This window comes from Mesorhizobium sp. M8A.F.Ca.ET.165.01.1.1, from assembly GCF_004792065.1.
Taxonomy (GTDB): domain Bacteria; phylum Pseudomonadota; class Alphaproteobacteria; order Rhizobiales; family Rhizobiaceae; genus Mesorhizobium.
In genome coordinates, this window is sequence record NZ_SRTH01000017.1 from 47854 (window position 1) to 68270 (window position 20417).

General features: G+C 58.2%; 13 protein-coding genes and 1 pseudogene. 6 read left to right on the top strand and 8 right to left on the bottom strand.

What is annotated here, in order from left to right; genetic code table 11:
- Positions 1–289 precede the first annotated feature (289 nt).
- The 3 genes from EN808_RS30220 to EN808_RS30230 all read right to left on the bottom strand — a co-directional run bounded on the left by EN808_RS30220 (position 290) and on the right by EN808_RS30230 (position 3388).
- Positions 290–1321, bottom strand: coding sequence for a GlxA family transcriptional regulator (locus tag EN808_RS30220; protein ID WP_164762826.1), 1032 nt, complete (start codon positions 1319–1321; stop codon positions 290–292).
- A gap of 84 nt (positions 1322–1405) precedes the next feature.
- Complete coding sequence (locus EN808_RS30225; protein WP_126080615.1) at positions 1406–2098, bottom strand: B12-binding domain-containing protein; 693 nt, start codon at positions 2096–2098, stop codon at positions 1406–1408.
- Between the two features lie 381 nt (positions 2099–2479).
- A complete protein-coding gene (locus EN808_RS30230; RefSeq protein WP_126080616.1) occupies positions 2480–3388 on the bottom strand; it encodes a LysR substrate-binding domain-containing protein in 909 nt (302 codons plus the stop codon).
- 240 nt (positions 3389–3628) lie between these two features.
- Between EN808_RS30230 and EN808_RS30235 the strand changes: the two genes are divergently transcribed.
- The 4 genes from EN808_RS30235 (at position 3629) to EN808_RS30255 (ending at position 9233) form a co-directional block, all read left to right on the top strand.
- Positions 3629–4873, top strand: a complete 1245-nt coding sequence (locus EN808_RS30235; protein WP_245459658.1) for an FAD-binding oxidoreductase — start codon at positions 3629–3631, stop codon at positions 4871–4873.
- 17 nt (positions 4874–4890) lie between these two features.
- A complete protein-coding gene (locus EN808_RS30240) occupies positions 4891–5772 on the top strand; it encodes a dihydrodipicolinate synthase family protein (protein ID WP_126080618.1) in 882 nt (293 codons plus the stop codon).
- A 26-nt stretch (positions 5773–5798) separates the two neighbouring features.
- The gene (locus EN808_RS30245) at positions 5799–6413 is read left to right on the top strand and encodes a short chain dehydrogenase (protein ID WP_126080619.1); all 615 of its coding nucleotides are present in this window, start codon (positions 5799–5801) and stop codon (positions 6411–6413) included.
- 369 nt (positions 6414–6782) lie between these two features.
- Positions 6783–9233 (top strand): FAD-dependent oxidoreductase, encoded by a 2451-nt coding sequence (locus EN808_RS30255; protein WP_126080621.1) that lies wholly within the window; start codon positions 6783–6785, stop codon positions 9231–9233.
- Positions 9234–9735: 502 nt separating this feature from the next.
- Here EN808_RS30255 and EN808_RS30260 read toward each other — a convergent pair.
- From EN808_RS30260 to EN808_RS30280, 5 genes are all read right to left on the bottom strand, one after another.
- Complete coding sequence (locus tag EN808_RS30260) at positions 9736–10929, bottom strand: betaine/proline/choline family ABC transporter ATP-binding protein (RefSeq protein ID WP_126080622.1); 1194 nt, start codon at positions 10927–10929, stop codon at positions 9736–9738.
- A gap of 86 nt (positions 10930–11015) precedes the next feature.
- A complete protein-coding gene (gene proX, locus EN808_RS30265; RefSeq protein ID WP_126080623.1) occupies positions 11016–11987 on the bottom strand; it encodes a glycine betaine/L-proline ABC transporter substrate-binding protein ProX in 972 nt (323 codons plus the stop codon).
- 27 nt (positions 11988–12014) lie between these two features.
- Positions 12015–12887, bottom strand: a complete 873-nt coding sequence (locus EN808_RS30270; RefSeq protein ID WP_245466464.1) for an ABC transporter permease subunit — start codon at positions 12885–12887, stop codon at positions 12015–12017.
- Positions 12888–13254: 367 nt separating this feature from the next.
- A complete protein-coding gene (locus tag EN808_RS30275; RefSeq protein ID WP_126080625.1) occupies positions 13255–14904 on the bottom strand; it encodes an ABC transporter substrate-binding protein in 1650 nt (549 codons plus the stop codon).
- Between the two features lie 59 nt (positions 14905–14963).
- Complete coding sequence (locus EN808_RS30280; protein ID WP_126080626.1) at positions 14964–16502, bottom strand: trimethylamine methyltransferase family protein; 1539 nt, start codon at positions 16500–16502, stop codon at positions 14964–14966.
- A gap of 293 nt (positions 16503–16795) precedes the next feature.
- Between EN808_RS30280 and EN808_RS30285 the strand changes: the two are divergent.
- Positions 16796–17721, top strand: a pseudogene (locus tag EN808_RS30285) (IS630 family transposase).
- Positions 17722–19372: 1651 nt separating this feature from the next.
- Positions 19373–20407: a thiamine pyrophosphate-dependent dehydrogenase E1 component subunit alpha gene (locus EN808_RS30295; protein WP_206516851.1), complete on the top strand. Its 1035-nt coding sequence runs from the start codon at positions 19373–19375 to the stop codon at positions 20405–20407.
- The last annotated feature ends 10 nt before the right edge of the window (positions 20408–20417 follow it).

Genomic DNA, 20417 nt, shown 5'->3' on the forward strand with positions numbered 1-20417 from the left:
GACTATCGCCGTTTTGGGGCAGGTCAGGATTGCCCTGGCGCTGGAGTCAGTGATGAGGCGCTAAGCTGGGCTTTGGATGGTGTCCTCTCGGACAGCCCAGGACGTCATCCAGCGGCAGACGACGATGGCTTCTTCGGTCGACGTCAGGCACGGTGCTCTTCGACGCCTCGGCTCCCATCGGAGCATCGGCCCGATCGCGTTGAGCGCGAAAGCCAGGCTGCCGAGGTGCTTGCCAATTGATGGCACGTGGGTTTTGCGGGGCTCGTAAGGGGGCGTCACCGAGTATGGGTCAGCCGCGACAGGTACTGGGGTTGGCGCCGAAGGCTTCGCGGAAGCACTTCGAAAAATGTGAGGCCGACACGAAACCACAGGCGACCGCGATCTCAATAATCGGCAACTCTGTTTGTGCAATGAGACGCTTCGCGCGGCTAAGTCTCAAATGCAGGTAAAAGCGCATGGGAGACAACGAAACCGATCGCTGGAAGAGCCGTTCAATCTGACGCTGTGAGCGGCCGACACATCTTGCGATGTCGCGTAAGGGCAGCGGGTCCTCAATATGCTCCTCCATAATGCGAATCACTTCGGCGACCGGCTTGCAGATGCCGGCTTCGCCGCCATTCATGGTCCATTGTCTATCAGAGGCAGGGCGCCAATACCCGGCAGTCGTATGTCGGCAGACGGTCAACGCAATGTCTCTGCCGAGGCGTTCGCTGATCAGCTCCATAACGAGGTCGAACGACGCAAATTCTCCTGCGCAAGTGAGGAGGTGACTATCACGAACGAATAGCCGGTCAGTGACCTGAAGCCGGCCAAATTTTTCAGAGAAAGCGGCTCTCTTGTCCCAATGGATTGTGCACGCGGTGCCGTCCAGCAACCCGCTGTCCGCCAACAGCCATGTCGCCGTACCCAACGCTGTGATTGGAACACCATGCCGCTTGCAAAGCCGAAGAATCTTGCTGAGAGCAGCAGACGTCTGCCTTTCGACCCGTTCGCCTGCACAGACAATGACCATGTTCGTACCTTTGCCAGCCGGAACGCATTCGCCGGTGCTAGCGAAGTCGCTGCCGACCGACAGGACGAACCCGCTGGCGCATTCAACCGGCTGGCCATCCAGGCTTGCAATCGTCCACTCGAAGAATGATCGACCGGACACAGAATTCGCGATGCGAAGGGGATCTACAAATGACGAAAGGCTGAGTAGCGAAAATCCGGGAAGTGCCAGGATAACCAGTCGGTATACGTCCTGCGTGTCGATCACCTGCCGGCTGGGGTTCCATCCCACGATCCGCGAATGATCTCCTGTTGAAAATGGCGCATTCATAAGGTCATACATCCTGGTTGATGGTGATCAACATCGAGCGGCCGCAAACGACACCGGCGCCTTCAGGGTTGGCACCGCAGCCATTCAACTACGGGTGTTATGCTTGCGCTTCATGAAGTCCTTGGCGGTCTCGACAGCCACCGCCGCGTCGCGGCAATAGGCATCGGCGCCGACGGCCTTGCCGAATTCCTCGTTCAGCGGCGCACCGCCGACCAGCACGACATAGTCGTCGCGAATGCCCTTTTCCTTCATCGTGTCGATGACGACCTTCATGTAGGGCATGGTGGTGGTCAGCAGCGCCGACATGCCGACAATATCAGGTTTATGCTCTTCAATCGCCGCCATATACTTCTCGACCGCATTGTTGATGCCGAGGTCGATGACGTCGAAGCCGGCGCCTTCCATCATCATGCCGACGAGGTTCTTGCCAATGTCGTGGATGTCGCCCTTGACGGTGCCGATCACCATCTTGCCCTGCTTTGGCGCGCCGGTGGCGATAAGCAGCGGGCGCAGGATGAACATGCCGGCCTTCATCGCATTGGCCGACAGCAGCACTTCCGGAACAAACAGGATACCGTCGCGAAAATCCTCGCCGACGATGCGCATGCCTTCGACCAGCGCCTCGGTGAGCACCTTGTAGGGCGCCCATCCGCGCTCCAGCAGGATGGCCGTGCCTTCCTCAATTTCTTCCTTCAGCCCGTCATAAAGGTCGTCGTGCATCTGCTGCACGAGTTCCTCGTCGGACAGCTCGGAAAGGATGATCTCTTCGTCAGCCATGTTGGTTCACCTGATGCTCAATTCAAAGGAGGTCGGCGCCCCATCTCGATGGGGCACCGATCAGGCTTCCGGTTCGAAGCCTTGGGAGTTGATTTTCAGGCTGCCAGCCACTATTCCCGCAGGTGAATCTGGGAACCGGAAGACTGGCCTGTGCGGCGCCGGATTGCGGGAATATCAGTGTCCATCATCGCGTCACCCTCAGCGGAATGACCCGCATCCCGCGTCAAACATCAGTGGCCCGGCCGTCCAATAGGGGCGGACCCTAGCTTAATCTCGCGCTGATGATAGGCGCCGGCAATTGTCCTGAGAATGCGCAAAAGCTTTCGCTTGTCTTAAATCCAGTTTATATCCAGAGGCGGATAGGGTGAGGGGCAATTCAGGTCACGGGCGGAGTTCTTCAGACTGGACGAGAAACCAGTCAACCAAAATCTTGCATCTCTTGTTCTTGCTGGCATCCTCGCTGGCCAACAGAAAGAAGGCCCTGTCGGTCTGGATTTGGGTTGGCAATGGCTTGACCAGGAGGCGGTTGTCGAGCAACTGCTGGGCGGTAAGGGACCACCCCAATGCTATTCCTTCACCAGCCAGAGCCGCTTGAAGCGTTAGCTGGTAGTCATTGAACACGATATTGGGCTTGATGTCGCTGGCATCGCCGCCTGCCAACTCGACCCATTCGGGCCAATCCAGGCGCTTGCGAAAAGCATCGGACGAATGAATCAGTTGATGGTGGATCAGATCTTCGACGGCTTGGGGAGCGGGGTGCGACAGAAGATATGCCGGTGAGCAGACGGGAAAGATGATCTCGTCGCAAACGAACCAGCTGTTGGCCCTTTCAAAATTCCGGGGCCGCACCCAAACCGTCACGTCGATCTCATGATCTGGCTCGACATCGCGGTCGGTGGCGACCACCTTGATCCTGACGTCCGGATGCTCTTCCTGGAAATGATAGAGTTGAGGCGCGAGCCAATGTGCCGCCAGAGATGTCGAAGCTGCGAAAGTTATGTACTTCGTTCCGCGATCAGTGATGGTCTCAAGCCGCTGTTCCAGACGGCGGAAGCTGTTGCGCACCTCATCGTAGAGCTGCCTGCCGGGCTCGGTCAGCTGCACTCCCCGATTGTCTCGGACAAAGAGTGCCGTCCCGCAATGCTTTTCGAACATTTTGATCGAATGCGAGATACTTGGCTGCGTCACGTTGAGTTCGCTGGCCGCGTTCTTGAAACTCAGCGTTCGGGCCGCCGCTTCGAAGACGAAAAGCGAATGCGTCGATGGGACAAGATTGCGAAGCTTGGACATGAAGCAGGTCTATATCAGACCGCATATTTTCCGTCTACGAGACGAACGACACATCGTTTATTCGAAACAGGAACAAGCCAGAGCGAGCGGTGCACTACCCACCGGCCGCCTTCACCGAGCGAGTTGGCAGTGAACTCTTTGAATCAAACAAAGACAAGAGAGCGTATTGTCGTCCAAGCACCGCATCCGGAGCCAACAGTCTCAGGGTGGTACCGCACGTCGGGACCGGAGCTACCCTTAGTGCCGCAGCAAGGCGATGTCACATGCGATTGCCTGGTCATTGGCGGCGGCTGGATGGGGCTTCACGCGGCCCGCCGATTTGCCGAACTCAACCCCCAGTCTTCGGTAATCCTCGTCGACGCCGGACGTATCGGGGACAATGCATCGGGGCGGTGCATGGGCTTCGTCATCGATCTCGCGCACAATCCCCGAAAACGCGACTTCGTTGAAGACATTAGGGGAAACAAGGAAGAGCTGTACGTCAACCTTGAGGGCATCGCCTACATTCGAACCGCCGTCGAGGAGCATGGGGTAGACTGTGATTGGGACCCGCAGGGGAAATACCACAGCGCGGCCACGTCTCACGGCGTTGCCGATCTACACCGCTTTTCGGAGGCGCTCGATAAGCTTGGACAGAAGTACAGCTGGGTTGAAGCCCCTGAAATTCAGTCGATCACCGGCAGTAAGCACTACGTCAAAGCTTTGCATCACCCTGGCACGATTCTGGTCCAGCCTGCGAAGTATCTCAAGAACGCCGTAAACAGCCTCCCCGAGAACGTTACCATCCATGAAAACACCGCCATTGTGGCGGTCCAGTTCGGTGCGCCGAAGCACATCTGCGAGACGCCTGCTGGAACAATCAGGGCTTCGAAGGTCATCATCTGCGCATCGGGTTATCTGACGAGATTTGGCTTCTTCGAAAACCGAGCCATACCACTCTACACGTTCGCGAGCATGACCAGACAGCTCACTGAGAGCGAGCTTTCCAACGTGGGCAACAAGCGAACATATGGGCTTATTCCGGCCGATAGCTTTGGGACGACGGTGCGACGTACTATAGACAACCGTCTTTTCCTTAGAAACGTTTACTCGTATGCGACTAATTTCAAAACAACCAAACAAGATGTCCTTAGGGCGCGGACCCAGCAGCAGGTAGCATTTGACCGCCGATGGCCCGGGCTTTCGTCAATCGGCTTTGAGGCCAGCTGGGGTGGTCTGCTTACGCTCGCGCAAAATGGCGGCATGGTCTTCGGCGAGTTGGCGCACGACGTCTATGGTGCCGCCTTCTGTAATGGAACCGGCGTCGCTCGAGGGGCTGCCTTTGGCAAGGCTGTCGCCGAACTGGCCACGGGGCAATCTTCGGCTGTGATCGATATCCTGAAGACGCGGGCCGCTCCGAGCAGGACTTATCCGAGACTTGTCACATCAATGGGCGTCCGGTTCGTGACCGCTCTTCGTTTCAGGCAGGCAGGCGCGGAAGTCTAGCAATAAGAGGAACGGCAATGGCGGACCTGAAGGGCATCAATCTTGCAATGCAGACACCGTTCGAACCTACCGGTGCGATCGATTACGGCCTCTTCGAAGAGTTGATCGAAAAATACGTATCGGCGGGAGTTCACGGCTTGGTTCTTGGGGCAGGTACAGGCCAGCACCCTTACCTGACCGAGTCCGAATGCAATCGGCTCTACGAGCTCGGGGCGAAGCGCATCGCAGGACGCTGCAACGTTGTCTGCCAGACCTCGGCCCTGAATATGGACGAAGTCATACGGCGGTCACAGCAAGCTGAATCGGTCGGCGCGGACGCGCTGATGATTTTGCCGCCGTATCTCGAAGGTCCGTCAGACGAGGATGGAATTTTCAATTTCTACAGGGAAATCGACGCGGCGGTTGGCGTGGATATTGTGGGCTACAACATCCCGCAGGCTACCGGGATCGCGGTTTCGCCACGCCTTTTTGATCGACTGAGCGGTCTCAAGCATTTCAATTACATCAAAGATAGTGCCGGCGACTTCACCGTGCATCAGGAGTATCTGCAGACGGGAGGCAAGGTGCTAAATGGTTGCGATACAACAACCCTCTATGCGCTGATGGCAGGCGCGCGCGGTGTTATCTGGGGCGCAGCAAACTACATGCCTCTTGAGGCTGTCGAATTGTACAACCTTGTGGCAGCGAAGGATTTGGAGAGGGCTCTGGCACTTTGGCAGCGGATGCTGCCCTCGTTGCTTTTTATCTGGCGGGCACCATATACGCCTTCTGTTCTGAGAGCCGCGCAACTGCGCGGCCTCGGAACCGGGAATGTCCGCAAGCCATTGGCAAAACTCTCGGCGGACCAGGACATGGCGCTTCGCGCCGCACTTGCCCCGCTGTTTGAGGTCGCCTCCTAGCCGTCAGGATATCCAGGGGAGTCCCTATGCGAATTGTCCTGGTTGGTTCGACTGGGATTGTCGGGTCGGCCGTAGCGGCCGAACTTGGCAAGCGGCACAACATTATAGGAGTCGGGCGAACTAGCGGCTTATTCAACGTCGACATCGCCGAGCCGAACTCTATCGACCAATTATTCGACAAGATCGGTGCATTTGACGCGTTGATCTGCACAGCAGGGGCCGTGCACTACGCCCCGCTGAACCAATTCACGAATGAACAGTTCGAAATCGGGCTGCGCAGTAAGTTGATGGGGCAGGTCAATCTCGTAGCGAAGGGTCTCAAGCGTATCCGCGACCACGGATCATTTACCTTGACCTCGGGTCTAACCAACGAAGATCCCATCCGGCAGGGAAGCTCGTCCGCCCTGGTCAATGGCGCGTTAGACGGTTTTGTACGCAGCGCGGCAATCGAGCTTGGGCGGGGGCTGCGGATCAATCTGGTCAGTCCGACTCTCGTACAGGAGTCGGTTCAGCTCTACGGCGACTTCTTTCCTGGCACCGCGGCGGTGCCGGCGAGCGAGGTGGCGCTCGGCTACGTCAAGAGCGCAGAGGGCAGTCAAACGGGTCGAGTTTATCGCATGGGTTGGGTCAGAGACGCCTAATCTGACCAACAATGAACGTCGCGCTAACGGAGGACAAGCATGCCCAGGCAACTCTGCATCGGAGGTAGGTGGGAACTCGGTGGTAGAGCGGCCCAATTTCGATGTGACAAACCCTGCGCATCGTTCTGCGGAGGGGGCATCAACTTGTGGATGTCGCTCCATGAATAGGCAGCGGGTGGTCGGCTTAGAAAATGCCCATCAAGGCGCACTATCGTCGTTGCAGGCGACAGGTGAATGTGACGCAGGGCGCCACTTCACCCCCGTGCCAGAAGGCCATATCCGCATCAGCCTCTGCCAGCCCGAACCTATGCTGCAAGAAGCAGCGCTCCGGCTGCGCCGTTTCGCTTCCAGCTACCGCCGCGAGGCCGCATGACCGCCAAAGCCATTCCCGCCAAAGCAAGAGCGGTCATCATCGGTGGCGGCGTTTCCGGCTGCTCCGTCGCCTATCACCTGGCCAAACTCGGCTGGACCGACATCGTGCTTCTGGAGCGCAAGCAGCTGACGTCAGGCACGACATGGCATGCCGCCGGCCTGATCGGCCAGTTGCGCGGCTCGCAGAACATGACCCGGCTGGCGAAATATTCCGCCGACCTCTACGTCAAGCTGGAAGCCGAGACCGAGGTCGGCACCGGCATGCGCCAGGTCGGTTCGATCACCGTGGCGCTGACCGAGGAGCGCAAGCACGAGATCTACAGGCAAGCATCGCTGGCGCGTGCCTTCGATGTCGATGTCCGCGAGATTTCTCCCAATGAAGTCAAGCAGATGTATCCGCATCTGAATGTCTCGGACGTCGTCGGCGCCGTGCATCTGCCGCTCGACGGCCAGTGCGACCCCGCAAACATCGCCATGGCGCTGGCCAAGGGCGCGCGCCAGCGCGGCGCCACCATCGTCGAGAACGTAAAGGTCACCAAGGTCCATACCAGGGCCGGCCGCGTCACCGGCGTGTCCTGGGCGCAAGGCGAAGAGCAAGGCACGATCGAGGCCGACATCGTCGTCAATTGCGCCGGCATGTGGGCGCGCGAACTGGGAGCGCAGAACGGCGTCACCATCCCGCTACACGCCTGCGAGCATTTTTATCTCGTCACCGAGCCGATCCCCGGCCTCACCCGTCTGCCGGTGCTGCGGGTGCCGGACGAGTGCGCCTACTACAAGGAAGACGCCGGCAAGATGATGCTGGGCGCCTTCGAGCCGGTGGCCAAGCCGTGGGGCATGGACGGCATAAGCGAGGATTTCTGCTTCGACCAACTGCCTGAGGACATGGAGCATTTCGAGCCGATCCTCGAAATGGGCGTCAACCGCATGCCGATGCTGGCGACCGCCGGCATCCACACCTTCTTCAACGGTCCGGAGAGTTTTACGCCCGATGACCGCTACTATCTCGGTGAGGCGCCGGAGCTGTCCGGCTACTGGATGGCGACCGGCTACAATTCGATCGGCATCGTCTCCTCCGGCGGCGCCGGCATGGCGCTGGCGCAGTGGATCAATGACGGCGAAGCGCCCTTCGACCTGTGGGAGGTCGACATCCGCCGCGCCCAGCCATTCCAGAAGAACCGACGCTATCTCAAGGAGCGCGTCTCCGAGACGCTCGGCCTGCTCTATGCCGACCATTTCCCCTATCGGCAGATGGCGACCTCGAGGAATGTCCGCCGCTCGCCCCTGCATGAGCATCTGAAGGCGCGCGGCGCGGTGTTCGGCGAAGTCGCCGGCTGGGAGCGCGCCAACTGGTTCGCACGCGAGGGCCAGGAGCGCGAATACCGCTATTCCTGGAAGCGGCAGAACTGGTTCGACAACCAGCGCGAGGAACACCTCGCGGTCCGAAACAAGGTCGGCCTGTTCGACATGACCTCGTTCGGCAAGATCCGTGTCGAAGGCCGCGACGCCTGTGCCTTCCTCCAGAAGCTCTGCGCCAACGACATGGACGTCGCGCCGGGCAAGATCGTCTACACCCAGATGCTCAACCAACGCGGCGGCATCGAGAGCGACCTGACGGTCTCGCGCCTGTCGGAGACGGCGTTCTTCCTCGTCGTCCCAGGCGCCACGCTGCAGCGTGACCTCGCCTGGCTGCGCCGCCATGTCGGCGGGCAGTTCGTTGTCGTCACCGACGTAACGGCGGCCGAAAGCGTGCTCTGTCTCATGGGTCCGGATGCGCGAAAGCTGATCCAGAAGGTCAGCCCGAACGATTTCTCCAATGAGAAAAATCCGTTCGGCACATTCCAGGAGATCGAGATCGGCATGGGCCTGGCCCGCGCCCACCGCGTCACCTATGTCGGCGAGCTCGGCTGGGAACTCTATGTCTCGACCGACCAGGCAGCACACGTTTTCGAAGCGATCGACGAGGCCGGTGCCGATGTCGGCCTGAAACTCTGCGGCCTGCACACGCTGGATTCCTGCCGCATCGAAAAGGCTTTCCGGCATTTCGGCCACGACATCACCGACGAGGACAATGTGCTGGAGGCCGGCCTCGGCTTCGCGGTGAAGACCGCCAAGGGCGACTTCATCGGCCGCGATGCCGTGCTGCGCAAAAAGGAAGCCGGCCTGTCACGCCGGCTCGTCCAGTTCCGGCTTAAGGATCCAGAGCCCCTGCTCTTCCATAACGAGGCGATCCTGCGCGACGGCAAGATCGTCGGTCCGATCACATCAGGCAATTACGGCCATCACCTCGGCGGCGCGGTAGGGCTGGGTTATGTGCCATGCCGGGGCGAGAGCGAGGCCGATGTGCTGGCTTCATCCTACGAGATCGAAATCGCCGGCGAACGCTTCGCGGCGGAAGCATCGTTGAAGCCGATGTACGATCCGAAGGCTGAAAAAGTGCGGGCCTGAGTTACAAACACCTATAGGAATGAGTGGATAGCTGCGCAACGCGTCTTCGCAAGGGATGCAGCTTCGATACGTAACGCGAGCAATTATACGTCAAGCGTCTAGGTGTCCGTATCCCCAATGCCGTCTCTTGTTGGGAGACCTTGAAAGTAGTGATGCTGGCCAAGGCCCGAGAGATATCAGCCCTAACCGCGGTGGAGCGGCTCAAGGCCTTGTAGGCAGACGTCCTCAGTACCGGTCCCTACGATCGACCACAGCCGTGGGTGGGTGGCAAGTCTTCAATAGGACCAATTTAAATGTGTCAGATCGGCGGTGGTAAAATGGGCGTGCGGATTTAAAGCCCGTTGCGTCCACCGCGCGTGGATCGCCCGGGCGGAACGTAAGTCATCGCCGCGAAAGGGCGACGGCGGGGTCCTTCACGAAAGTAGTTTCAGACTGTTCAGCATGCAGGGCGCCGGGGCACTGCGCGAGCACTTCTACTAAGCACGGGACAAGGTCGGTTCGCTCATTTCTTGCCTTCGTCGCTGTGAGCAGAGAGCGCAGCTGTGTCCATATCGATTGATCTTCCAGAGCTTGTTGGGCGGATTGAGGGGGCAGAGCTGCCCCCGTACTGGCAAATTTTTCCCGATTTCAAACCACTCACGGCCTTGGGGCTCGATATCACGCCTTGAATTCCTGAAAACAGGGCGCGCCGGGTGACGACGCCCGCCGGCTCGCTGCCGTCATAGACTGCGATCAGATCGCCGCCATCCGCAGCGGTGCTGATCACAGCGGAGAGCTTGTCAGTGGTTTGCACGCGGGGGAGCGCTTGGAATTTCTTTTCAGAAAGCGTCGCTATGCTGTCCCGCGGCTGCATGATCTTCCTGGCAGTGACGAGATTGAGCAGCGAAATGCCTGAGACGAAATCAGCGACATAGCGGTCCTTGGGCGCGGTTACGATGTCTTCCGGCGTTCCCACTTGAACGAACTTACCATCCTTCATGATCGCAATACGATCGCCCAGGCGAATGGCTTCGTCGAGGTCGTGTGTGATAAACACCGTTGTTTTCTGGACGACCTTCGCGAGGTCTAGGAACTGCTGTTGGAGTTGGCGGCGGATCAACGGGTCGAGCGCTGAGAACGGCTCGTCCAGTAACAGGATCTGCGGGTCTGCCGCCATGGCACGGGCAAGCCCCACCCGCTGCTTCATCCCGCCCGAGAGCTCGTCCGGGTAACGCTCGCCCCAACCGCTCAAGTCAACGAGCTTGAGGTTTTCTTCCGCCACGCGGCGGCACTCCTTGCGTGATTTGCCTCGGAGTTCGAGACTGAGGGAAACATTGTCGTAGACGGTGCGGTGCGGCAGCAGCGCCATGTGCTGGAAGACCATGCCGACCGTCTCTGAGCGAAGGGTCCGGAGTTCAGACGGCGAAAGTTTGTTGATGGCATTTCCGCCGATCCGAACCTCGCCTGCGGTTGGTTCGATCAGCCGATTGAGATGGCGGACAAGCGTCGATTTCCCTGAGCCGGACAGCCCCATGATGCAAAAGATCTCGCCGGGCTCGACCGAGAAGGACACATCGGCCACACCCAGAACGCAATCGAATTCTTCAAGGACTTGCCTCTTGCTGAACCCGCGATCGCGGGCCGCCGCGAGGGCTTTCCCTTTGCGCGTCCCGAAAATTTTCCACAAGCCGGAACAGACGATGGCGGGTATAGTCATGTGCGGAACTCTCGATAGTGTGTTGTGCCTATCTTCAGACCGTAATCGGCCGGCGGATGCCGCCGGCCGATTTAAACCTCAGAGCCTCACTTGGCGGCCTTGGCTTCAGCGATCCACTTTTCCCAATCAGCGTGGTGAGCGGCGATCCAGTCGGTTGCGTGTTTCATGATCTGCTCGTTGCTCTTTTCACCATTGGCAACCTTTTGATTTTCCGCGTTGACGTCCGCAATCGGGATCTGCACGAGCTCAAAGAATTTCTTGGCTTTCGGGTTGGCTTTCAGCCAAGTCGTATTGGCGATGATCTTCTGGTCGTTCACGGCGAAGCCAAGATTCCCGAGGCCTTCAACAACTGTGTTGCCGGTCTCCGCGTCAGGAAGAGAGGTGTTCTTGACGTTGAGCCAGACAACCTCCTTGCCTGGGCGGAGAATGGCAGATACCCACAGCGGCGTCCAAGTGTAGTACAGTGTCGGCTTGCCAGCCTTGATGCGTTCGATCGCGTCAGGAATGATGGCGAAATAGCCGCCTTGCTTTTCCTCGACGGTATCACGCAGGCCATAGGCGTCGAGCTGATGCTCGATCACGCGTTCGCAGCCCCACCCCGGTTCGCAACCGTAGAGGTCTGCCTTTCCATTCCCGTCGATGTCGAAAAGCTTGGCCTTCTCGGGATCCTTGAGGTCCTCAAGATACTTGATGCCAGTGGCGTCGGCCGTTTTCTTATCGATCAGATAGCCCTGCAGGCTGTTCTTGATTAGGGTGCCGACGCTCATCAGCTTTTCATCGCCGCCTGATGCTTTCCAGAAAGTGTCGTGAAGCGGAACCCAGTGCACCGCATAAAAGGTGAGATCGCCGTTAGCTACAGCGGTATGCGCCAGCTGAACTTGAACCTGGGTCAGGTCAGCTATGTTATAGCCGAGCTCCTTGAGACCCTCATCCACGACAAATGTCTGGAACAGCTCTTCTGTCGCTCCGCTCCAGGCCGGCATGACCTGATCTGCCATTGCCGGCACCGCATAGCCAGCCATCACGGCCATGGCCAGCGCCACACATTTTATCTTCATCGTTTCCTCCCTGTGTGAGCAAATTGCTCAGCTTCTGTGACTAGTTGTTAAGGTGACGGCCCTGAAAAGTCCCACCGGACCTTGATGCCAGAGCTCGCCCGGCCTTCGCTTCTGTGTCGACAGCGAATGCGTGAAGCGATCCAGCACGATGGCCAGCGCGACGATGCCCAGGCCCCCGACTGTCGCCAAACCCACATCAAGACGGCCTATGCCGCGCAGCACCGTCTGGCCCAGTCCACCAACAGCGATCATCGAACCGATGACCACCATCGATAGCGACATCATCAGCGTCTGGTTGATGCCGGCCATGACGGTGGGTAGCGCAAGCGGCAGCTGAGCCTTCCACAGAAGCTGACGCTCCGTAGCGCCGAAGGCGCGCATGGCTTCGATCACCTCTTCCGGTACCTGCCGTATGCCGAGGTTCGTAAGGCGGATCAGCGGCGCAACCGCAAAAATTACCGTAACGATCACGCCCGGCACGTTGCCGATACCGAAGAGCATCACAATGGGAACCAGGTAGACGAACGCTGGAATGGTCTGCATCCCGTCAAGGATCGGACGCATCACCACAAATACTCGCTCGCTCCGCGCCGCCCAGATACCGAGCGGAATGCCAAGCATCACCGCTACGACGAGCGAAGTCAGCACAATTGAAAGCGTCGTCATGGCGTCCTGCCAGACGCCGATGAGACCCATAAAGATGAGAGCGCCGACGATAACCCCGGCGACCTTCCGTCCGCCGAACTGCCAAGCCGCCAGGCCCGCAACGATGATCATCACGACCGGAGGAACCGAATGGAGCGCTATGCCGAACCACTGCAGTAGAAGGTCGAAGGGCGCCTTGACCGATTGAAAGAACGGCCTGTAGTGATCAACAACCCAGCGCAGCCCGATAGTCATCCAATCAGCGAGAGGGATTACCCCGCACTCAAAAGGATCTAGTATTCCGCACTTACCCATGTTGCTGTTCTCCAGAAGCTTTCTCGCTCGAAAACTTGCTACGCCACCAGGGTCCAGGGGAATATCGCGGCGTCGCGCTAAAGTTAGTTGTGTGCAATAGGTGCTCCGGATTCCGCAAGGCCCTACGGCAGGTAGAGCTACTCTTCTATTCCTGAGCAGGTCGCACCGTTACCGACAGATGCGCAGTTCTCCCTGCTTCATGGTGCCATCGTCCAGACTTCACCGTCCTGTTCACCCGACGACGTCCATCTGGACACCACGCTCCGGACCAGGCCTGCCCTCCAGTCGGCGTGCTCGACTGGAGCCTTCAGGCGGCGAGCCAGACGTTCTGCAGATCCATTTGAAACGTCGGGTGAATTACGTAGTTCTGGACCTTTTTGTTCATGTGACCGAAGAGGCTTTGCCAGAACGGCTGGATGATCACTCCGGAGTCCTGCAACACGTCCTCGATGTTCTTCATAAACTCTTTGCGCTCGGCAGCGTCACTCACGGAGAAGGCCTTCTTGAGCTTGGCGTCAAACTCGGGGTTTGAATAAGCGGTCTCATTCCAGGCTTCGCCAGTGCGATAGGCCAATGCAAGAACCTGAACGCCGAGGGGGCGCATGTACCAGACGGTCAGCGAATATGGGTACTTTGACCAGTCATTCCAGAATGTCGAACCCGGAAGCACAGTACGTTTGACCTTGAAACCGGCCTCGCGCAGCTGGGCCGCGATGGCGTCCCCGGTGTTTTTCTGCCAATCCTCGTCGATCGAGATCAACTCATGCTCGAAGTCTGTATGTCCGGATTGAGCAATGAGTTTCCTCGCGCCCTCTACGTTCCGGCTCTTTTTGGGCAGAGCATAATATTCCGGATGAATTGGGCTGACGTGATGGTTTTCGCCGACCGTTCCCCGCCCTGCATAGCCGAGTTGAAGGACAGCGTTGTTATCGACCGCCATCTGCAGCGCGTTTCGGACCTTCTTGTCGTCATATGGTTTGTGGGCGGTGTTGGTGCGGCACACGAGCGTCGTTGCCGTTGCGACTTCCGATTTTACCAGGTCCATCTTGTCCAGAATGTCGATGAAGTCAGCCGGAGTCTCCAGATTGAGATCGACCTCCCCGGACTCGAAAGCAGCCACCGTCGCCTGGAAGTCGGTCCCATAATCGACGAACTGCACGCCATCGAGCAACGCCTCGCCGCCCCACCACTTGCCATCCTGCCGGCGTTTGACTTCAGCCTTGCTGCCGACCAAGTAGGATACCAGTTCAAATGGACCCGTCCCAATCGGCTTCGTGACTGGGTCGGCGCCGCCGGCATCGAAACTGGGGTGGACGATCAGCCCGGGATAGTCGGTGAAATTCGCGATTATGGCGATGTCGGGGTCGCTTAGCTCGAGTTTGACGGTATAATCATCGACCTTGACGATCGCTCCATCTCTCGCCTTGCCGTTCTTGGCATCGATAAGCCCCCCGACACGAGCGGCCATCGAGTTGCCCGAGACGCCCTTCTCGCACCACCGGGTTATGTTGAAGATTACGTCATCGGCGTCGAATGTATCGCCGTTGTTCCAGGTGACGCTCTTCCGGACGTGGAAGACATACTCCGTCGCGTCCTCATTGATCTCCCAGCTTTCCAGCAGAACAGGTTCGAACGTGAACTCATGTGTGTAACGGACGAGCGGCTCCAGCCAGCAACGAGAGATGTTGGCAAGTTCCACCCAGTCATAGGTACGCGGGTCTTTCTGCGCCTTGACGGGCATTGAGACGCGCAGAATTCCGCCCTTCTTCTGTTCAGCGGCGCGCACCGATTGGGGAAATGCCACGCCGATCAGGCTATAGGCCATCGCACCCGAGGCGCCGAATGTACTTGCAAGCGCAAGGAACTCACGCCGGTCCATCGTGCCTGCTTTGACCTCGCTCGCCATCTTATCGATGGAAGCTGGAACGCGATCCCCATTGCTTCTGAAAAACGCCATGTTTCTTCTCCCTAATTTTATTGTTCCCGGTCCATTTATTCATGGGCGCCTGGCTGGACTTAGGCGAGGCTCGGGGAAATATCCTCCTGGCGTTTCGCCACAAACGCATCGAGTTCCTCGCGGACGGCAGGGTCCATCGGCGGCTGCTCGTAGCTCGCGATGATTGCTGTCGCCTTCTCCCTGCAGCGCTGTGCCATGTCCTTGGAACCTTTGACCTTCCACTGCTCGTAGCTTAGGTAGTCGAGGATCTCCGGCGCGATGAACGCGTCCTTGAAGCGCTTGAGCGTGAAGGAATCTCCGAGATAGTGGCCGCCGGGTCCGATGCGGCGGACGGCTTCGAGCGCATCCTCGAAATATTCGAATGATATGCCCCGCGCGTATTTCTCGATGAGCAGGTTCTGTTCAGCATCGGCGATGAACTTCGCCATGCAGCACACCAGACCGGCTTCATCCCAGCCGCCGGCATGCATCATAAGGTTGGAGCAGGCGCTGGCGCCGGACATGTAGGCGATGGCTGATTCATAACCGGACTGGGCATCGAAGGTTTTGGCGGAGGATTGAGACGCAGTGGTTCGCCACGGCACGTTATAGCGCCTTGCCAGTTGTCCGATGACGGCGTTGATCAGAGTAACTTCCGGCATGCCGGACATGGGGGCGCCGCTGCGCATCGACACCGAGACGGAATATTGACCGTAGATCATCTTGGCGCCTGGCGCGGCAAGCTGAGTATAGGCCAGCGCGGCGAGCGCCTCCGCATTCAACTGGGCGATCGTGGCGGGGATGTCGGCGGGAGTGTTGGCGGCGCCGAGCACGAATGGAGACAGCAGCACGACCTGGTTCGCGTCGGCGAAGGCGCGAAGCCCTTCCAGCATGGTCGAATCCCAGACAAGCGGCGAGTTGCCCGACACGTGACCGATCATCACCGCGTTCTGATCCATGAATGCCTTGCCATGCACGATCTGGCCCATCGCGATCGAGTCGTCGGCACGTTGCTTTCCGGTCGTCAGACCGAAGAAAGGCATGTTGGTTTCCACCAGGCTCGAATGATTGATGTGCAGATGGCGCCATGGCACGGCGATGTCGGTCGGCTCGCAGGTGAACCCGCCCGCGATATGGAAACCGGGCAGCATCTGGGTCAGCCGGTTCATGTTCCGGAGATCCTCGATCGTGGATGCGCGCCGCACGCCCTGAAGATCGCGGATGTTTGGCGCACCCTGCATGACGCCGAAAGTCATTGTATCTGGCGCGATCTCGAAACGCTGTGACGGATCGCGAGACGTCATTTCAAAACGGGAAGGGGCCTTGGAGATGAGATCCATGACCATGTCGGCCTCGAGGCGAACGCGGTGTTCACGGACATCCGCCCCCGCCTCTTTCCACTGCCTGATCGCTGTCTCATCTCTGAATTCGATCCCGATCTCGCGTAGGATCGCCAGCGAAGCCTGATGAATGCGCTCAAGCTGTTCGGCGTTGACGGCCTCCACAGGTCGAATTCCGTACTTGATAGTCGAGACACGCGGCCTTCTTTCAGCCTCCCGTGCCGCAACCACCGAAGACCGGCCTCCGCGGCGTCGGTTTGCGGGAACGTCAGTGTCCATTCAGAGCCTCGCCCGCGATAGCGGAACGACCGGCGTCCCGCATTAAAACACTCGTGGCCCCGCCGTCTAAGAAGGCGTGCCGGATTTGTATCTTGCTGATGATAGGCGCGGGCAATAGCCTTGAGAATGCGCAAAAGGTTTCGCTAGTCTTAAACCCACTTTATGTCCAAGTCCCTCGGGCGAAAGCTTTTTGCGATCCCATCACACCACTAGAGCAGTTCGCGTTTTATCTGATTCGGGATTCCCAAGGATGAGCAAATCAGATTTGATGTTCTGACCGTTGGAGGTCGGGACTGACGAAGGCTTATTCGATGGATCTTCGGGAGCGAGCACTGGCCCGACTTGAAGAGGGCGAGACGAGCCGTGAGGTAGCTGCGGCTCTGAGGGTGGCGGTGTCGAGCGTGATCAAGTGGGCGGCGCGCAAGCGTCGCCTTGGCAGTGCGGCACCTGGCAAGATGGGCGGTCACCGGCCCTATCTGATCGATGGGAGCATCGTGCTTTCGTCCTGGGCTAGGTCGAGCGAGATGCCAACGTGACGCTTCATCAGTTGACGGCGGCACTGGCTGAACGTGGTCTCATCATCCACCCTGCGAGCGTCGGTCACTTCCTGCATCGCGAGGGCAAGAGTTTTAAAAAACCCATTCTGCCGGCCGAGCAGTTCAAGCCCAAGCTGATGCGCCGGCGAGCGCAATGGATGCGCTACCAGACCCGCATTGACCCTACGCGCTTGGTCTTCCTGGATGAACCATGGGTCAAGACAAACATGGCGCCATTGCGCGGCTGGGGTGTGCGCGGCAAGCGGCTGATGGCCCACGCACCATATGGCCATTGGAAGACCATGACCTTCATCGCCGCGCTACGCCATGATCGGGTTGGAGGCGCCTTGGGTCATTGACGGCCCTATCAATGCGCAGGCCCCCGTGCCTATGTCGCAACCGAGCTCATCAAAGCCCTGAAGCCGGGGGACATCGTCATTCTCGACAATCTCGGTTCCCACAAAGGCCAAGCCGTCCGCGATATCGTCAGAGCTGCTGGGGCGCGGCTCTTCTTCCTGCCGCCCTACAGTCCAGATCTCAATCCAATCGAGAAGCTGTTTGCTAAGCTCAAGCACTGCATCCGACCGTGCCGCCAAACGATCACAACGCCATCGCCCACACCCCAGGTCAGCCCAAACGAATGCAACAACTACATGGAAAGCGCAGGCTATAAGTCAACCTAAATGCGAACTGCTCTAGGACTGCAGAACCTGTGGACGTCGTTCCGCTATTCCTCTCGTGCCGTTCGGACTAATGCTGCCCGGGCCGGCCGCGTACGGTCGTTAGGCTCCCCCTTTCCAGGCGCGTATGGGATGGACTTTCGCGATCCCTCGCTGCGGGCATCGTGTCAGCGCAAAAATTGAATGCTCCTACGAGCGGCTTTAAGCTTGTCATGAAGATGGTCTATGTCGGGCAGCAATCTTTCGCCTGTCAAAGCACTAGCGTCTGGAATAAAGAGCGGCTGATTGCAGTAGAGTTCTTCGAACAGGCCTGAGAATTGAACCATCTGACCAGGAAGTGGCATTCAAATCGCGATTGCGGCGTGGTTGCTTGCGCATTCCGTGCCCTCATTGGCAAATAGCCGTTTGGACGGACAATTGAAGGTGCGCCCATGCATCGGCACGATCGACCTCGGAGCGTTTCTATCACGACTCGCGGCTGTTTGAAGATGTCCTTGGGTAAATTATGAACAAGGGGAAAGGTTCTCGACATGACGTTGCCCGATCAGTTCAAGCGCACTGTAGTCATTGCGGTGGATTTACATGACTGCATCGAAGCGGATGGGGCATGGTCGATCTACAATCGAGAAGAGCTGCTGCGGAGTGCCAAGACAGCTCTCCGATGCATGCCGTGCAGCGGGGCTGCCTATTGTCTATACACAGAATTGGTATGATCCAAGAGGAGTAGACGCGCTACGTCACGAGGCTTTGAACGGCGGACGCCCATCACATAGCGTCGGGCAGGCTGCCGAGATTCATCGTGGACCTGAAACCGGAAGCTAGCCTTGTACGAAAGCAGCGTCCCAGCGCGTTCTACAACACGAATTTGGAGATTTTGCTGCGCCGATTGAATGCGGACCATCTTATAATGTTCGGAGCTTAAGCGAGGTTTGTTTGGAAACGACAGTGTGAGACGCGATTTCGCGCGACTACCGCATCAGGATTTTCAAGGATGCCTGCGGCACCGCGACTGAACTGATGCATATGACGCCATGCTTGACTTGGCCAACTGGCTTTACGCAGGCTCGGTGATCACCGCGGACAACCTAAAGAGGGCTCTGGAGGGTATGCCAACAAGGATTGGCGCTTCGATAGGCCCACTGCATTTGCTTACACACTGGAAAACGTTAAATCCTCTCTACAGCTCCCTTTGAGAGAGACGGCCTCTCAATTGGAAGCCTTTTAAGCAGGCCTATCGCGAAGCCAACCGCCGGCGCGTCAGCCGATCCGGGCAGTAAAAGTTGGGTGGACAGAACTGGGCGGTCAGTTCACGCCGCTGCTGCATAGGGAGGAACCCGGTTCGCGGCACTGCTACAGTTGCCTTTCAGGTTCTGTCATGTGCGGATCTTAACGCGTCACGTTGAGTTCGCTGGCCGCGTTCTCGTACTTCATGCGCGGCCACCGGTCCACGGCGAGAAGCGATTACCTCGGGTGAAGATTGTGAGGCTTGATATCAATCAGGTCTATACCCGACGCCATCCTTTCAGTCTACGAGACGCCCGGAATATGGTTTATTCGAAAAGAGTTATTCTGGGCTTGCGTGCCGCGACAATCTTGGTCGGCGATAGGTATCGAGTAGCCACATCGACAACGGGTTTGACCGGAGTAGATCAACTTGGAACACAAAATAGAGGCGTCGACGTCTAACATTATGCCTGCTCAATTCGCGAGAAGCTTGTATTACGACATGGCGCGTATCAGGCAGTTTGAGAACCGGGTCGTCACCCTAGTCGATGACAACGAGATCGCCGGCGTATGTCACGAGTACAGCGGGCAAGAGGCGGTTGCGGTTGGTATTTGCGGCGCACTCACGACTTCAGACATCGTCACAAGTACCCATCGAGGGCATGGCCACACACTGGCGAAGGGCGGCGACGTTGGCAGAATGTTTGCTGAGCTGCTCGCGCGAACGGGCGGATACAATAAGGGTCGCGGCGGATCCATGCACATTGCTGACGTCGGGATTGGAATATTTGGGGCGAATGGTATCGTCGGCGCTGGAGCCCCTATAGCCTGTGGTGCGGCTCACAAATTCAAAGCTGCTCGCGAAAACCGCGTTGCTGTTTCATTCTTCGGCGACGGAGCAATCAACCAAGGGGTCCTCCACGAGGCGATGAACCTCGCGGCGATTTGGGATCTTCCTGTCATTTTCGTCTGCGAGAACAATCAGTACGCGATCTCGACGCCTCTCAAAGAAGTCACGATCCTAGACCCTTACGTTCGCGCCCAATCCTACGGAATGCCTGGTGTGTGCGTCGATGGCATGGACGTCGAGGCCGTTTATCACGCTGCTCTCACTGCTACGGAACGCGCTCGGACCGGCAAAGGCCCAACGTTCATTGAGTGTCAAACCTATCGCTACTTTGGGCATTATACAGGCGAGCGTCACATGAAGATGAACTATCGATCTCAAGAGGAAGTCGATCGCTGGAAGTTGCGGGACCCTATCAAGATCTGGGCGGCGCGTATGATGGAAAGTGGCTTGTGCGCTCAAGAAGACATTGAAGCTATCGATGCCGAGGTCAACATTGAGATCGATCGGGGCGTCGAGTTCGCTAGGAGCAGCCCCCCGCCGAACCCGGCCGAGGCTCTCGATTGCATGTATGCCGTGCCGTATCCGAACACTCCGGCATGGGGAGTAGAGCCGTGAGACAGCTGAG

Coding starts and splice junctions, on each gene's coding strand:
- EN808_RS30230 (WP_126080616.1), bottom strand. CDS start 3,388: ATGTCCAAGCTTCGCAATCTTGTCCCATCGACGCATTCGCTTTTCGTC.
- EN808_RS30260 (WP_126080622.1), bottom strand. CDS start 10,929: ATGACTATACCCGCCATCGTCTGTTCCGGCTTGTGGAAAATTTTCGGG.
- EN808_RS30240 (WP_126080618.1), top strand. CDS start 4,891: ATGGCGGACCTGAAGGGCATCAATCTTGCAATGCAGACACCGTTCGAA.
- EN808_RS30280 (WP_126080626.1), bottom strand. CDS start 16,502: ATGGACACTGACGTTCCCGCAAACCGACGCCGCGGAGGCCGGTCTTCG.
- EN808_RS30275 (WP_126080625.1), bottom strand. CDS start 14,904: ATGGCGTTTTTCAGAAGCAATGGGGATCGCGTTCCAGCTTCCATCGAT.
- EN808_RS30255 (WP_126080621.1), top strand. CDS start 6,783: ATGACCGCCAAAGCCATTCCCGCCAAAGCAAGAGCGGTCATCATCGGT.
- EN808_RS30245 (WP_126080619.1), top strand. CDS start 5,799: ATGCGAATTGTCCTGGTTGGTTCGACTGGGATTGTCGGGTCGGCCGTA.
- EN808_RS30270 (WP_245466464.1), bottom strand. CDS start 12,887: ATGACTATCGGGCTGCGCTGGGTTGTTGATCACTACAGGCCGTTCTTT.
- proX (WP_126080623.1), bottom strand. CDS start 11,987: ATGAAGATAAAATGTGTGGCGCTGGCCATGGCCGTGATGGCTGGCTAT.
- EN808_RS30225 (WP_126080615.1), bottom strand. CDS start 2,098: ATGGCTGACGAAGAGATCATCCTTTCCGAGCTGTCCGACGAGGAACTC.
- EN808_RS30220 (WP_164762826.1), bottom strand. CDS start 1,321: ATGAATGCGCCATTTTCAACAGGAGATCATTCGCGGATCGTGGGATGG.